Origin of the sequence: Microbispora sp. CL1-1, assembly GCF_012034195.1 — a bacterium.
Lineage (GTDB): Bacteria > Actinomycetota > Actinomycetes > Streptosporangiales > Streptosporangiaceae > Microbispora.
On the sequence record NZ_JAATEK010000038.1, the window covers coordinates 26,905 to 41,754 of the forward strand.

Genomic DNA, 14,850 nt, shown 5'->3' on the forward strand with positions numbered 1-14,850 from the left:
TGTCGCATCGCGAACCCGTCGCCTCTCGTGCCCTCAGGTGTACATAGGACGAATTGATCGCCGGTTGACATTCGCTTGCAATCGGCGCGAGCCGGGACGCTAAGGTGAGGCTGGCCTGATGACTGCCCCCATGACCGGCGGTGAGAGCACGTGAGGATCCCTGACCCCACGGCCGCCTCCGTGTTCGGCCTTCCTCTGTGGCTGGTCGTCGCGGTCGGCGCGGTCGCCCTTTTCGGCGCGTTCCAGGTGTACTACTGGGTCGGCCGCCGGCTCGGCGAGGCGCTCTACCGCTCCCGGGTGGGCCGCAGGATCGGCCGGGAGCGGATCGAACGCGTGGAGAACGTCGTGCGCCGGTGGGGCGCGCTCGCCGTCTACGGCTGCTTCTGGGTGCCCGGCCTGCGGCACACGCTGCCGTGGGTCGCGGGGGCTCTTCGGGTGGACTACCGCTGGTATGTGACGGCCAGCGCGCTCGGCTGCCTGACCTGGGTGCCGGTGACCTCCTTCGGCCTCTATTCGCTCCTGTGGGCCTGGCTGTCGCTGGCGGCCCGCTCCCCCGTGCTGGCCGCCGCCGTCGTCGCCGTCATCGCCGTGGCCGTCGCCCTCCTCGTACGGCGCCGCAGGAGGAGGGGCCGCGGCGGGGACGCGCCCGCCGCGCCCGAGGCCGTGCGATCATGTCGGGATGCGTAACGGGGTACTCATCGCGCTGGCCGCCGCCCTCGTCACGGCGGGGGCCGCGACAGGGCTCACGGCGGCGCCCGCTCAGGCAGGGCCCGCTCAGGCAGGGCCCGCTCAGGCAGGGCCCGCTCAGACAGGGTCCGCTCAGGCCGCGGAGAAGCCGTCGGTCACCGCCAGGGCGGCCTACCTGGTGGACATCACGGACGGAGCGGACGGAGCGCAGGGAACGGTCCAGTTCGCCAAGCGCGAGACGCGCCGGGTGCCGATAGCGAGCCTGACCAAGGTCATGACCGCCTACGTGGTGCGGCGGCAGGCCCGCCTCGACGACGTGGTGACCATCAAGCAGGCCGACGTACGGCACGCGGTGGCCGGCGGGGCCACGACGGCGGGCCTGCGGGCGGGCGAGCGGCTCACCGTGCGCGACCTGCTCTACGGGCTCATGCTCCCCTCGGGAGCCGACGCCGCGCACGCCCTGGCCGAGAAGTACGGCCCGGGGACGGCGAAGTTCGTCGCCAAGATGAACGCCGCGGCCCGGCGTCTCGGGCTGCGCGACACCCGCTACGCCAACCCCGACGGGCTGCCCTCGAAGGCGTACTCCACCGCCCGCGACCAGGCGACGCTGGCCGCCGCGGTGCTGCGCGACCCCGTGATCGCGACCGTCGCCAAGACGCCCAAGCGGGTGGTCGGGAAGTCGGCCCACCACCGGGTGCACGTGTGGCGCAACACCAACGACCTGCTGCGCGACGGCGCGGTGGGGCTGAAGACCGGCTTCACCAACCAGGCCGGCTACTGCCTGTCGTTCGCCGCCGTCCGCGACGGGCGCACGTACGTCGGGGTCGTGCTGGGCGAGCGCAGCGACAGGGCCAGGTTCGCGACGGCGCGCAGGCTGCTCGACTGGGCCACTGAAGGGGTCGCTGAAGGGGCTGGCGGAGGGGCTGCGGGAGGGCCTGGCGGAGAGGTCATGGAAGGGGCCGGGGTCATTCTCTCCTGAGCAGGCCGTGGCAGGCGATGGCCGCGGCGGCCACCACGTTCAGGGAGTCGACGCCGAGGTCCATCGCCCGTGCGCTCATCGGGATGCAGACGGGCTCGTCGGCCTCGTGCAGCCAGTGGGACGACAGCCCGTCGCCTTCCGAGCCGAGCATCAGCGCGACCCGGCCGGACAGCGGGGCCTTGTCCAGCGGCACGGCCGACTGGTCGGGCGTGAGCGCGAGCAGGCGGAAACCGGCCGCCCTGAGCTCCGCCAGGCCGCCGTGCCAGTCGGTCATCCGGGCGTACGGGATGGCGAACACCGCCCCCATCGACACCTTGACGGCGCGGCGATAGAGGGGGTCGGCGCAGCGCGGCGACAGCACGATCCCGCCGACGCCGAGCGCCGCCGCGCAGCGGAAGATCGCCCCCACGTTGCCGTGGTCGACCAGGTCCTCCAGCACGAGGATCCTCGCCCCCGCGTCCGCGAGGAGCTCGCCGACCGAGGGAAGCGGGGTGCGCTCCATCGCGGCGAGCGCGCCGCGATGCACCTGGAAGCCGGTGATGCCCTCCATCACCCGGTCGGAGACCACATAGACGGTGGCGTCGCCGACGACGTCGGCCAGCGCGTCGAGCCACTTGGCCGTGGTCAGCACGGAACGCACCGGGTGGCCCGCGCCGATCGCCCGCCTGATGACCTTCTCGCCCTCGGCGACGAACAGCCCGCGCTCGCTCTCGACGCTCTTGCGCAGATCGACGTCGCGCAGCCGGACGTAGTCCGACAGGCGCGGATCCGCCGCGTCCTCCACCGGGATGACCACGGCCCTCAGCGTACGGCCAGGCCGAACGCTCCCGCACACCCGCTCCGTACACCCAGTCTGTGCACCCTGGCGCAAGATGTGCCTTTTGCCAGTATCGTTCCGTAAACCTGTTACGGCCCGTCGATATCCGGAGAGAGCACCGTGGGCGGACGACACCGCACAGACGAACTCGATGGCGGCTTCGACCCCCGGTACGAGCCCCCGCCGCCACGGCGGCGCGCCGGGCGGGGGACGGTGTTCGTCCCGCTGGCCGGAGCGGTCGCCCTCGCCGTCCTCCTCGGCGTCGCCGCCTACGTGGTGGTGAACAAGAGCCCGGGCTGCGCCGGAGAGAAGGTCGAACTCTCGGTCGTCGCCGCGCCCGACATCGAGCCCGCCGTCCAGAAGATCGCCACGAAGTTCGGCAAGTCGGGCAGGACCGTCGACGGCAGGTGCGTCGCCGTCACGGTCAAGGCCGCCGACTCGTCCGACGTCGCCAACGCGATGGCGGGCACCGGTCCCACCAACGGCAAGATCGACCCCGACCTGTGGATCCCCGACTCCAGCCTGTGGCTGAGCGGCGTCAAGAACGCGCCCGAACCCGCCGGGTACGCCGCGAGCACCCCCGTCGTGCTGGCCGCGTCCAAGACCGGCGCGGACAAGCTCCAGTCGGCCTTCAGCCCGAGCTGGACCGGCCTGATGAGCGCGGCCAACGCCGCCAACCCCGACGGCCTGGCGCGGAAGGTGCGCGTGCTCGCGCTCGACCCCACGCAGAACGCCGCCGGTCTCGGCGCGCTGCTGGCCGGGGCCGCCGTGCTCAAGCAGGGAGGCGGCAGCGAGGAGACGCTCGTCGGCGTGCTGCGCCAGTTGTCGGAGTCCACCGTCTCGACCCCCGACAGCATGTTCGCCACGCTGACCAAGGCCGCGGCCCGCATCCCCGTCGGCGTGACGTCCGAGCAGGCCGTGTGGTCCTACAACACGACGACGACCCCATCGAACCCGGCGGTCGCGCTCTATCCGGCCGAGGGCACGATCAGCCTCGACTACCCGATCATCGTCACGACGAAGGACGCCGCGACGCGCAAGGCCGCGCAGGCCCTCGCGACCGAGGTGACCTCGCCCAGCGGCAGGAAGACCGTGCAGGACTTCGGCTTCCGTGCACCGGACGGCAAGGGCGGCAGCCTGCTGAAGCCCGACAACGGCGTCAGCGCGAAGAAGCCGGCCGCGATCCCGCTGCCCGACTCCGCGACCGTCACCCGCCTCGCGCAGGCGTGGCAGCAGATCAAGCTCGGCACCCGGCTGCTCGCCCTCATCGACATCTCCGGGACCATGGCGCTGCCCGCCGACAAGAGCGGCGTCAGCCGGATGCGCGCGATCACCGACCTCACCGTCGAGGGCCTGAAGCTGTTCCCCGACAAGGCCGAGATCGGCATCTGGGCCTTCTCCGACAACCTCCGCGGCCCGGGCGTCGACTGGAAGCCCGTCGTGCAGATCGGGCCGCTGGCCCAGCAGATCAACGGGGTGACCCGCCGCGACGTGATCATGAAGGCCCTGCGCCAGGCGAAGGCCATCCCCACGGGCAACACCGGCCTGAACGACACCCTGTGGGCCGCGTACCAGAAGATGACCAAGGAGTACGAGCCCGACAAGGTCAACACGATCCTGCTGTTCACCGACGGCGTCGGAAACGACGACCCGAACGGCGGCATCTCCAACACCGAGATCCTGCGCAAGCTGAAGGACGCCTACGACCCCAAGCGGCCGGTGAGCATCCTGATCATCTCGTTCAACACCCAGAAGGACGAGGACCGCACGCAGATGACCTCCATCGCCAAGGCGACCGGCGGCGCGGCCTACTTCCCGCAGACGATCCTGGAGATCCGGAACATCTTCCTCAAGGGGATCGCCCGCAGACTCCAGTAACAGCAGTCGCTGTTTTCGCAGGTCATACCCGTTGGGCATGGCCCCGCGACCCGTAAACGACGCCAGAGGGGACGGCGTCCCACTCGTGTGGGGACCGGCGAGACCAGGTTCCGTCACACGGGGAGGAATGTTCGTTGCCCGAATGGCCCGGCGTCGGGCGAGCCGACGACCACCGACTGCTGGAGGCGCTGCGCCGCGGGGGCGGCGCGGACGCCCAGGCCACGGCCGCGCTGTACGACGCCTACGCCGACCGGCTGAGCGACTACGCGTACGAGCTGGTGCGCGACCTCGACACGGCCGAGCGCGCGGTGCACGACGCGCTCGTGGCGGCGTCCTGCTGCGCCGGCCGGTTGAAGGAGCCGGCCCGGCTGCGGGCGTGGCTGTACGCGCTGACCCGGTTCCACAGCGCCACCCGTTCTACCCGGAAGGGCGCGGCGCAGGTCACCGGGCCCGTCATGGAGATGACGGAGTCCGCGGACCCGCCGCTCGCCGCGCTGGTGCGGGAGGCGCTCGGGGATATCGCCGACCATGAGCGCGAGGTGCTCCAGCTCGCCGTACGGCACGGCCTGACGGCGGCCGAGGTCGGGTCGGTTCTCGGGCTCTCCTCCCGGCAGGTGTCGGCGCGGCTCACCCGGGCCCGCGACCACCTGGAGAACGCCGCCGCGGCCCTCGTGCTGGCCAGGGTCGGCCGGGCGCACTGCCCGGAGCTGTCGGCCCTGGTCGACCACGGCGTGGGCGCCGCCTGGCAGGACGGCCCTCTCGCCGCTCCGCTGCGCAAGCGGCTGAGCAAGCACATCGCGGGCTGTGAGATCTGCCGCGAGGGCCGGGGCAGGCACGTGTCGGCCGGGCGGCTGCTCGACATGATCCCCGTCGCCTTCCCGCCGCTGTCGCTGCGCCGCCGGGTGATCGAATCGGCGCTCCACGCCGACCGGCGTGACGACGTCGCCACCGCCGCGTTCGACCAGCGCGGTTTCCCCGCGACCACCGGCAGGCGGGCGGAACACCGGCGCACAGAACCCGCGCACACAGCACACTCCCGAACAGGGCACCCCCAAACAGAGCACCCCCAAACAGGGCACCCCCAAACAGGGCACTCCCAAACGGGGCACGCGCGAACAGAACCCGGGCGGAACGAGCGCAGACGGGTCCGCTCCCGCCCGCTGCGGACCGCCCCCGTCATGTTCGCCGCCGTCTGCGTGTTCGGCGCGGCCGGCGGGCTCGCGCTGGTCTCCGGTCAGGCCCCGGCCGAGCGGCTCGAAGCGATACGCGTCTCCCCGACGGCGGCCCCGCAGGACCCGGGACAGCCCGAGGAGCCCGAAGCGTCCGAAGAGCCCGTGCTGGGCCGGGAGGGGAACGGCCCGCCGGAGGCGACGCCCGCCGCCCCCGGAGACGAGACACCCCCACCGAACGACTCCCCCCAATCGGCCGCGACCGCCCCACCCCACACCGCACCCTCGGGGCGGTCGCGGCCGTCTTCCCCCTCCACGCGGCGTACGCCCGAGCCGGCACTGACGGCGCTGTGCCCCGGAGACCTGGGCACGGCCACGGGCGCGTCGATCACGCTGGCCGCCCGCAACGCCGTGATCGAGTGGACGGCCGTCGCCTCGGGCGGGATCACGGTCTCACCCCGGCACGGCAGGCTCCGCGCGGGCGCGAGCGGCCGGGTCACGCTCTCCGTCGTCGATCCGGGCGTCGCGGGCAAAGGGATCGTGACCTTCACGTCCTCGGCCGGCCGGCCCTCGTGCCGGATGACCTGGGACGGCCGGGAGGGGAACGGTGACACCGACCCGCTGCCCGACCGGAGCTCCGAGCCCACGACGGCCCCCACCCGCCCCACGCGTCCCCCCGGCGGCGGCTCCTCCTCCCAGCCACCGGATGAGCCGGGCGAGTCCGGCGGGTCCGGCGAGACGGGTGACGGCCCGTCCGCGGCCGGCGAGGCCGCCGCCACGCCCTCTACCTGACGCATCCGCCACACAATCACCATTTGTTACACCCTTGTTGGAACTTTGGCACTCGCCAGTAACAATCAGGATTCGCGAGGTGTCAGCGGAAGTTTGAAAGGGGAAAAACGACGCGACCGAGGATTTGAGGGGGCATTGTGGCCCAAGCATGGCTGCCCGGCGCAAGCCGACTTCCCTCCCCCGGGGACTCCGGATCAATGCTCGGAGGAGCCCCGAGGACCGTCTGGTTCATCTGGCCCGCCGACCCCCAAGGGGTCTCCGCCAGGTCCGTCGCCCAGCGGCTGGTCCAGCTCCACCGGCCCTCCCACCTGGTGTGGAATCCGGTGACCGGAGAGATCGTCCAGTTGCTCCCGCCCACCAGGGCGGGCGGCGGGCTCGCCGCGGACCGCGGCAGGAACGGACGGATCTGCGTGCAGATCCAAGTCATCGGCTCGGCGAGGGAACCGTTCACCGACACCAAACTCGACGGCCTGGACGACATCCTGGCCTGGCTCGACTCGTGGGAGGTGCCGCGCCGATGGCCGGCCGGCCCTCCACTGCCCTATCCGCACTCCCTGACCGCCGAACGCAGCAAACGGCTGTGGGCACGGGGCGGCCACTTCGGCCACTCCCAGGTGCCCGGCACAAGGGAAGGCGACCCGGGATCGATCGACATCGCCCGCATCATCGGCGAGGAGGCGCCCAACCTGGAGGTCCCCGTGCCCCGAAGCGAGCTCAGGCTTCTGCAGGAGGTATGAGCTCCCTGATCACCATGCACCCGCGCCGTACGTCGGCCCGGGACGCCGAGCCGTAGCCCAGCACGAGGCCGTGCACCCGAGGCGGCCCGATGTGGTGGGGTTCGGCCGTGTCCAGGAGCACGCCGCGTTCCCCGGCCCGCCGCACCAGGCCGGGGACCACTTCGGCGGGCAGGGGGACCATGACGTGGAGCCCGGCCGTGTCGCCTCGCACGTACGGCCCGAGCACCTCGACGATGGTCTCCCTCCTGCGGGCGTACTCCAGCCGCATCCTGCGCAGGTGCCGGTCGAGGTCACCGCGTTCCAGCAGGGTCGTCACGGCCCGCTGGACCGGCCCCGACGTGCGGTCGGCGAGCTGCGTCCTGCGCTCGGCCACGGCGTCGAGCAGGCCGGCGGGGGCGACCAGCCAGCCGAGCCCGACGTCGGGACCGAGCGACTTCGACAGCGTGCCGAGCAGCACCACCCGCCCGGGGTCGAGCCCGTAGAGCGCGGGCAGCGGCGCGACGTCGTAGCGGAACTCGGCGTCGTAGTCGTCCTCGACGACGATCGCGCCGGTCCTGCGCGCCCAGGCGAGCAGCTTCTCCCTGCGCGGGATCGGCAGCCTGCCGCCGAGCGGGAACTGGTGTGCGGGCGTCGTGTAGAGCACCCGCAGGTCGTCGGGGAGCGCCTCGACGATCACGCCCTGCTCGTCCACCGGGCAGGGCACGACCTCCGCGCCCCGGGAGGCGAAGATCCGCCGGGCGGCCCGCCAGCCGGGCTCCTCCACGCCCGCCCGGGTGCCCGGTCCGAGCAGCGTGGCCGCGATCAGGTCGAGCCCGTTGCCGGTGCCCCTGGTGACCATGACGTTGCCCGCGCCCACCGGCACGGCCCTGGCCCTGCGCAGGTGGTCGGCCAGCAGCTCGCGCAGCTCCGGGTGGCCGTAGGGGTCGGGGAACGCGTTCAGCGCGAGCTCGCCGGCCGAACGCCAGGCCCGCCGCCAGGCCGCAGTGTCATAACCGAACACCCACGGCCGTCCCGCCCGCAGGTCCACCACCCCCGGGGGCGGCGGCTCGCGACGCTCGGCCCGGCGGGCCTCGGCCGACTTCTCGGCGGACCTCTCGGCCGGCTTCTCGGCGGCCGGTTTCTCGGCAGGCTTCTCGTACGGCAGCGCCTCGTCGGCCACGTAGGTGCCCGAGCCGTGCCGCCCGTCCAGCCACCCCTCGGCGTACAACTGCTGGTAGGCGTCGGTCGCGACGGTCCTGCTGACCCGGAGCAGGGCGGCGAGGGCCCGCGTGGACGGCAGCCGCTCCCCCGCCCTGAGCCGGCCGGTGCGCATGGCCTCGCGTAACTGATCGGCCACCTGGACGGCGAGCGGCACCGGGCACTCGCGGTCCACGGCCAGCGGCAGGTCTATGGTCACGCGCAAAGTGGTCTCCCCATATGGCCCGCAAGTGGACGTCCTCCACCGGTCCACTTCGGCCTAACTTAACGGACATGCTCTCCCCAACCTCCCGCACCACCCTTCGACGGGCGAAAGACCGCGCCCGCACCGACCGCGCCGACCTCTACGCGATCCTCGACGCCGGGCTCATCTGTCATCTCGGCGTGGTGGCCGACGGGTCGCCCATGGTGATCCCCACCGGATATGGACGGATCGGCGACACCCTCTATCTGCACGGCTCCACCGGCGCGACCTCGCTGCGCGCCGCGCTCGGCGGCCCGGTCTGCGTCACCGTGACCCACCTCGACGGGATCGTGCTGGCGCGCTCCGCCTTCCACCACTCCGTGAACTACCGGTCCGCCATGGTCTATGGCCTCGCCCGGGTGGTGGACGACCCCGAGGAACAGCTCACCGGTCTGCGGGCCATCACCGAGCAGCTCGCCCCCGGGCAGTGGGACGTCGTGCGTCCGCCGGGCCGCAAGGAGACGGCCGCCACGGCCGTGGTCGCCCTGTCCTTGGAGGAGGCGTCGGTGAAGGTCCGGCAGGGACCGCCGAAAGACGACGAGGAGGACTACGACCTGCCCGTCTGGGCGGGTGTGCTGCCCCTCACCGTGGCGTGGGGCGCACCCGAGCCCGACCCGCGCCTCACACCCGGCATCCCGGTTCCCCCGCACATCGGGAACCGGCAGCCGCGGCTGTAAGCGGTTTGCAAGCGGTTTCGCCGAAACTGCGACCGACCTTTCATCGACCAGGGAGGCCGCATGAGTTCCGCCGAGCACTGGAATGTGCCCGGTTACACGGTCACGCGTGAACTGGGCGCCGGAGGCGGGGGCCGCGTCGTCCTCGCCGTCCACGAGCGCTCCGGCGCTCCGGTCGCGATCAAGTATCTGTCGGAGGACCTGCGCCGGGACGAGGCGTTCGTCGTCCGTTTCCGGGAGGAGGCCCGCCTGCTCGTCGAGCTGAGCGACCCCCACGTGGTGCGGCTCTACGAATACCTGGAGACCGAGCAGGGCGCCGCGATCGTCATGGAACTGGTCGACGGCCCCACCCTCCGGGCGCTGCTGCGCAGGCAGGGCCCGACGGGCGCCGAGGCCGCGCTCGCCGTCCTCAAGGGCTCGCTGCTCGGCCTGGCCGCGGCGCACGCGACCGGCGTCGTCCACCGTGACTACAAGCCCGAGAACGTGCTGGTCACCACCGACGGGGCGAGCAAGCTCGCCGACTTCGGCATCGCCGTACGGGCCGGAGGAGCCCCCGGTTCCCCGGCCGGCACCCCGCCGTACATGGCCCCCGAGCAGTGGACGGGCGCGGCCGCCTCGCCGGCGTCCGACGTGTACGCCGCGACCGCGGTCTTCTTCGAGTGCCTGACCGGGCGCCGGCCGTACCGGGCGACCGAGCACTCCGTCCTCCGGCACATGCACCAGACGGCGCCCGTGCCGGTCGAGGAGGTCCCCGAGCCGCTGCGGCCCCTGGTCGCGCGCGGCATGGCGAAGGATCCCGCGCTGCGGCCGGCGAGCGCCGCCGCGTTCGTCTACGAGCTGGAGCGGACCGCCGTGGCGGCGTACGGGCAGGACTGGGAGGAGCGGGGCCGTCGCAGGCTGGCCGCGCTCGCCGCCGCCCTCGCCGCGACGTTCCCGCTGAACCCGACGCGCCCCTCCGAGACCGGCTCCTCGCTGTTCACCACGACGCTGCGGTCACTGCGGGCGCTGCGGAGCAAGGGCGTCCTGCTCACCGCCGGGGCCGCGCTGGTGGTGGTCGCGGGCGGCGGCATCGGGGCGTACGCCCTCGGCTCGGCCGGGACGCGCACCGCCGCGACGTCGCCGGCCACCCGGATCACAGACCCGGGGAGCACGGACGCGGGGAACACGGTGCCCGTCACGGCGTCCGCGTCGCCGGTCGTCCCCGAGGAGACCTCAAGCGCGACCCCGAGCCCGACACCGAGCGAGACACCTGACGAGACGCCCACGGGGACGCCGGACGAGACGCCCGAGGCGACATCGGAGGCGACGCCCGAAGCGACGCCGTCGGAGACACCCGTGGTGACCTATCCGGAATCTCCCATGCCGTCCCCCATGCCGTCTCCCGTGTCTTCCCCCAAGCCGTCGCCCTCGGTGAAGCCATCGCCCTCGGCGTCCCCCACGCCCTCGCCCTCGCCATCCCCCTCGCCCTCGCCATCCCCCTCGCCCTCGGCCTCCCCCTCCCCCTCGCCCTCGCCCTCGCCCTCGCCCTCGCTCACGACGGTCGCCGAGCTGGACGTCGGCGGGCTGTCGTACCGGACAGGAAGGGGTGCGCACGGCGCGACCGGCACCGGCACCGGCACGGTCACCGTCAGGACGAGCGGGCCGGGCAAGGTGACCCTGACCGTGCGCTTCACCGCGAACGGCACGGTGACCGCCACCCGCACGCTCACCCTCAGCGGCGCGACGACCTACACGCGCACCGTCTCCGGCGGTCTCGGCCGCGTCTGCTCGGGCACCTGGGGCATGAGCGTGACCACCAGCCCCGCCTGGCCCGGCGGCACCCGGACCGCCACGGCCAAGGTGCCGGCGTGCCCGACCTCCGTCACCTCGGTGAAGGTCGGCGCACCGGTCGTGTCCTCTGCCGCGTCCTTTGCCCGGGCTGCGGGGGCCGCGACGGCGACCGTGACGGCCACCGTCACGGTGACCACCGACGGCACCGGCCCGGTCGACCTCACCGGGCGGTTCTCCGCGCCCTCCGCGGGCGGCGGCACGAAGACGGTCCGCCTGTCCGGAGCGACGACCTACACGCGGACGCTGTCGCACACCTTCTCCCGCCGCCCCTGCGGCGAGAAGGTCACGTTCGAGGCATCGACCGACCCCGCGGCCCCGGGCGGCACGGCGACGAGTGCGGCCACGGTGACCTGCCCCGCCTCCGTCGGCCAGGTGCGTGTGCAGAGCCTGACCATCAGCGGGACGACGGCCACGGCCACCATCGCCGTCACCGCGGGAAACACCTCCGCGGTGCGGCTGAACCTCGCCTGGGCGTCCGGCGGCTCCACGGTGTCCACCCGGACCCTCAGCCTGTCGGGAAAGACCGCCTACACCGTCACGGCCACGTACACCTACTCCACCTGGCCCTGCGGCTCCTACGGCGTGACCGCGTCCACCTCGCCGGCCGCGGCGGGCGGCGCCTCCACGGTCACCCGGCAAACGGATTCGTGCATCAAATAGCACCGGACGCGACCAGACGATTACTGACAACCCGGTCTGACTAAATCGTGACTTCTCGGCGCATCACCCGGCGTGTCACTAAGCTACGGTCTCGTCATTCGGCGGGGGCCCCAGGCGATGAGGAGACAGACCGTTATGCACGGCCAGACGGGCGCCTGGCGCGTCCCCGGCTATACGGAGATTCGTGAACTCGGGACCGGGGGCGCCGGGCGAGTGGTGCTCGCACGGCACGACGGCGACGACACCCCGGTGGCGATCAAGTACCTGTCCGACGAGATGATGGCGGACCTCCACTTCGTCGCCCGGTTCCGGCACGAGGCCCGCCTGCTCGCCTCCATGGACCCGAGCCCCCACGCGGCGCGCTTCTACGAGTACCTCGAGACCGCGCGCGGCGCCGCCATCGTCATGGAGCTGATCGACGGCGTCTCGCTGCGCGCGATGCTCCGCTCGGAGGGCCCGACCGGTCCCGAGGCCGCGCTCACCGTGCTCAAGGGCTCGCTGCTCGGCCTGGCCGCGGCGCACTCCATCGGCGTGGTCCACCGCGACTACAAGCCCGAGAACGTCATGATCGAGGCCGACGGCACGAGCAAGCTCGTCGACTTCGGCATCGCGGCGCAGGCCGGCGAGGGGGTCAGGGCGGCCGGGACGCCGCCGTACATGGCACCGGAGCAGTGGCAGGGCGGCAAGGCCGGGCCGGCGAGCGACGTCTACGCCGCCACGGTCGTGTTCTTCGAGTGCCTCACCGGCGGACGGCCGTTCCGGGCGCAGAACATGGCCGCGCTGGCCCGCCAGCACCAGGCGACCCCTCCTCCGGTCGACGAGGTGCCGCCCCCGCTGCGCGACCTCGTGCAGCGCGGCATGGCCAAGCGGCCCGAGGACCGGTTCGCGTCGGCCGAGGAGTTCCTGCAGGCGCTCGAAACGGTCGCCTCCGACGTGTACGGCCCGGCCTGGGAGGACCGCGGACGGCGCCGCCTCGCGGCGCTCGCCGGGCTGCTCGTGCCGTTCTTCCCGCTGAAGGAGAACGCCCCCGAGGCCGGCACCGCGCTGGCCGAGACGAGCCTCGGCGGGCTGCTGAGCCGGACCCGCATGAAGATCGGCCTGACCCTGGCAGGCATGGTCGTGATCGCGGCCGGCACGGTGGCGCTGGTGCAGACCATGAACGGCGACGCCACCCTGCAGGCCGGGTCGTCGATCGAGACGTCGAGCACGCCCGCGATCGATCCCTCGTCCATCGAGGTGGAGGACGAGTCCAGCGTCGGCTCCGGTGACGACTCGGGCGACGAGTCCGGCGGCGAGCCGACCCAAAATCCCGAGGACGCCACCCCCACACCCGCGATCACCAGCCCCGAGCCGAACACCCTGCCGACGGCGCCGACCACGCGGCCCAGCACGACCACCCGGCCGACCCCCAGGCCCAGCCTCTCGAAGACCGCGAGGCCGAGGCCCACGCCGACGCTCAGGCGCACGCCGAAGCCGAGGCCGTCGCCCGCGCCCGTGCCCTCGGACGGCTCGGTCACGGTGGACCCGGGCGGCAACACGCCGGCGAACCCGCGGCCCAGCACCACCACCCGGCCGCCCACGACACGGCCCACCCAGCCCTCGACCCAGCCCACCCGGCCGACGACCCAGCCCACTCAGCCCTCGACCCAGCCGACGACGCCCGGCACCCCCAGCGATCCGCCGCCCGTGCTGACGTTCTCGCCCACTCCATCTTCGGAGACTCCGGCGGTCGGACTTGCCGCCGCCCTGGTGACGACCGGCCTCGTTCCCGCCACACTGGCCATGGGGCGCATGCGCGGACGGCACCGAAGGCGGCGGTAGATGCGAGAAGGCGCGACGGTCGCGGGGCACCGGCTCACCGGCCGGACCCGGCGCAGCGAGGTCGGCACCTGGGCGGACGCGGTGTCCCCCGACGGACGGCCGTCCGGCGCGCTGCTATTCGATCCACCGGCCGTCGCCACGGCCGGGGCACGCGAACGACTCGTCACGACGGTCGGCGCCGACCTGCGTCTCCAGTCGGGCGGGCCGATCGGGCTGCTGCCCGTGATCGACCTGGTGGCCGCGCGTGACGAGGTCTGGCTGATCACCACACGGGCCACGCCGTCCGTCGCCGGCCTGATGGCCGCCGGCCGCCTCGACCCGGGCGGCGCGGCGACCGTGCTCCTGGAGACCGCGCAGGCGCTGCTCGCCGTACACGCCGCCGGGGCGGCCCACGGCGCGTTGCACGCCGGGACCGTCGTCATCGGGGAGGACGGCTCGGCGCTGCTGGCCGAGCGCGGCCTGCTCCGGGCGCTGCGGGGCGAATACGCGTCCGCGGAACAGGACGTGGCGGCCTGGGCCGCGCTCGCCGGTGCCCTGGCGGCGGACTGCCGTGACGGACACGCCGCGACGGCACTGCGGCGCGCGTCCGCCGCCGCGGCCCACGGGCTGGCCGCCGCACGAGACACCCTGCTCGCCGAGCGCGGCGCGTTCCCCGGCATGGGAAGGGAAGGGCTCGCTCACGCGGCTCAGGGCCTGTCCGCGCCCGCGTTCTCCGCGTCCCCGGCGTTCCCCGAACCTTCCACCGTCGCGGCGGCCGGTTCTTCCGGCGGGGAGGCGGTGACCCTGCTCGACCTGCCGGACGCCACCGAGGGCTCCGGCAACGTGATGATGCGGTTCGGGCCCGGGGTTCCGACCGAGACCACGGCCGCGCAGATCTGGCGGGCCGGGCAGACCTCCGCCGCCGTCACGGCCACCCACACCGGCCGTCCGGCGCCCCGGCGGCGCCGGAGGCGCTCGACGGCGTGGGCGGGGACGCTGCTGCTGGCGATCCTGATCGCGGCGGCGATCCTCTGGCTGCGCCAGACACCCGCCGCGCCGCTCGCGGTGACCGACGTCGATGTCAAGGCGCCCTCGAAGACGGTGCGCTGCGACGGCACCGCCGACTTCGTGGGCATCGTCACGACCAACGGCGAGGCGGGGACCATCCGCTATCGCTGGCTGCGCAGCGACGGCCGCAAGCCGGTGGAAGGGGAGCAGCAGGTCTCCCCGGGGAACACGTCGGTGGATCTCCCCCTGCACTGGAACGTGACCGGATCGGGAACGTTCAAGGGCACGGCCACGCTCCGCATCCTGTCCCCCACGACGTCCGGAAAGCCGATCCAGGACAAAGCAAGTTTCGCCTACAAATGCTGATTTCATTAGTCT

At 73.1% G+C, this 14,850-nt stretch carries 11 protein-coding genes; 9 read left to right on the forward strand and 2 right to left on the reverse strand.

Features of this window, described 5'->3' with window-relative positions; genetic code table 11:
* Positions 1 to 150 precede the first annotated feature (150 nt).
* A complete protein-coding gene (locus tag HCK04_RS31785) occupies positions 151 to 687 on the forward strand; it encodes a VTT domain-containing protein (RefSeq protein ID WP_142651066.1) in 537 nt (178 codons plus the stop codon).
* Positions 680 to 1,666: a D-alanyl-D-alanine carboxypeptidase family protein gene (locus tag HCK04_RS31790; protein ID WP_142651067.1), complete on the forward strand. Its 987-nt coding sequence runs from the start codon at positions 680 to 682 to the stop codon at positions 1,664 to 1,666. Before HCK04_RS31785 ends, HCK04_RS31790 begins: the two co-directional genes overlap by 8 nt.
* Here the strand turns inward: HCK04_RS31790 and HCK04_RS31795 are convergent.
* Positions 1,653 to 2,462 carry an RNA methyltransferase gene (locus HCK04_RS31795; RefSeq protein ID WP_142651068.1) on the reverse strand — a complete coding sequence of 270 codons (810 nt, stop codon included), beginning with the start codon at positions 2,460 to 2,462 and terminating at the stop codon, positions 1,653 to 1,655. The genes HCK04_RS31790 and HCK04_RS31795 overlap by 14 nt on opposite strands.
* Positions 2,463 to 2,603: 141 nt before the next feature.
* On the opposite strand from HCK04_RS31795, the gene HCK04_RS31800 reads away from it, so the two are divergent.
* The 3 genes from HCK04_RS31800 to HCK04_RS31810 all read left to right on the forward strand — a co-directional run bounded on the left by HCK04_RS31800 (position 2,604) and on the right by HCK04_RS31810 (position 7,059).
* Positions 2,604 to 4,361: a substrate-binding and VWA domain-containing protein gene (locus HCK04_RS31800; protein WP_142651069.1), complete on the forward strand. Its 1,758-nt coding sequence runs from the start codon at positions 2,604 to 2,606 to the stop codon at positions 4,359 to 4,361.
* A gap of 134 nt (positions 4,362 to 4,495) precedes the next feature.
* Positions 4,496 to 6,322, forward strand: a complete 1,827-nt coding sequence (locus HCK04_RS31805) for a sigma-70 family RNA polymerase sigma factor (protein ID WP_142651070.1) — start codon at positions 4,496 to 4,498, stop codon at positions 6,320 to 6,322.
* 197 nt (positions 6,323 to 6,519) lie between these two features.
* Complete coding sequence (locus HCK04_RS31810) at positions 6,520 to 7,059, forward strand: hypothetical protein (protein ID WP_185949075.1); 540 nt, start codon at positions 6,520 to 6,522, stop codon at positions 7,057 to 7,059.
* Here the strand turns inward: HCK04_RS31810 and HCK04_RS31815 are convergent.
* A complete protein-coding gene (locus tag HCK04_RS31815; RefSeq protein ID WP_142651072.1) occupies positions 7,037 to 8,461 on the reverse strand; it encodes a PLP-dependent aminotransferase family protein in 1,425 nt (474 codons plus the stop codon). The two genes, HCK04_RS31810 and HCK04_RS31815, sit on opposite strands and share 23 nt — an antisense overlap.
* 68 nt (positions 8,462 to 8,529) lie before the next feature.
* Between HCK04_RS31815 and HCK04_RS31820 the strand changes: the two genes are divergently transcribed.
* From HCK04_RS31820 to HCK04_RS31835, 4 genes are all read left to right on the forward strand, one after another.
* A complete protein-coding gene (locus tag HCK04_RS31820) occupies positions 8,530 to 9,177 on the forward strand; it encodes a pyridoxamine 5'-phosphate oxidase family protein (RefSeq protein ID WP_142651073.1) in 648 nt (215 codons plus the stop codon).
* 60 nt (positions 9,178 to 9,237) lie between these two features.
* Entirely contained in the window at positions 9,238 to 11,664 is a 2,427-nt protein-coding gene (locus HCK04_RS31825; protein WP_240972003.1) for a serine/threonine-protein kinase, read from the forward strand.
* Between the two features lie 135 nt (positions 11,665 to 11,799).
* A complete protein-coding gene (locus tag HCK04_RS31830) occupies positions 11,800 to 13,485 on the forward strand; it encodes a serine/threonine-protein kinase (protein ID WP_142651074.1) in 1,686 nt (561 codons plus the stop codon).
* Complete coding sequence (locus HCK04_RS31835; RefSeq protein ID WP_142651075.1) at positions 13,486 to 14,838, forward strand: hypothetical protein; 1,353 nt, start codon at positions 13,486 to 13,488, stop codon at positions 14,836 to 14,838.
* The last annotated feature ends 12 nt before the right edge of the window (positions 14,839 to 14,850 follow it).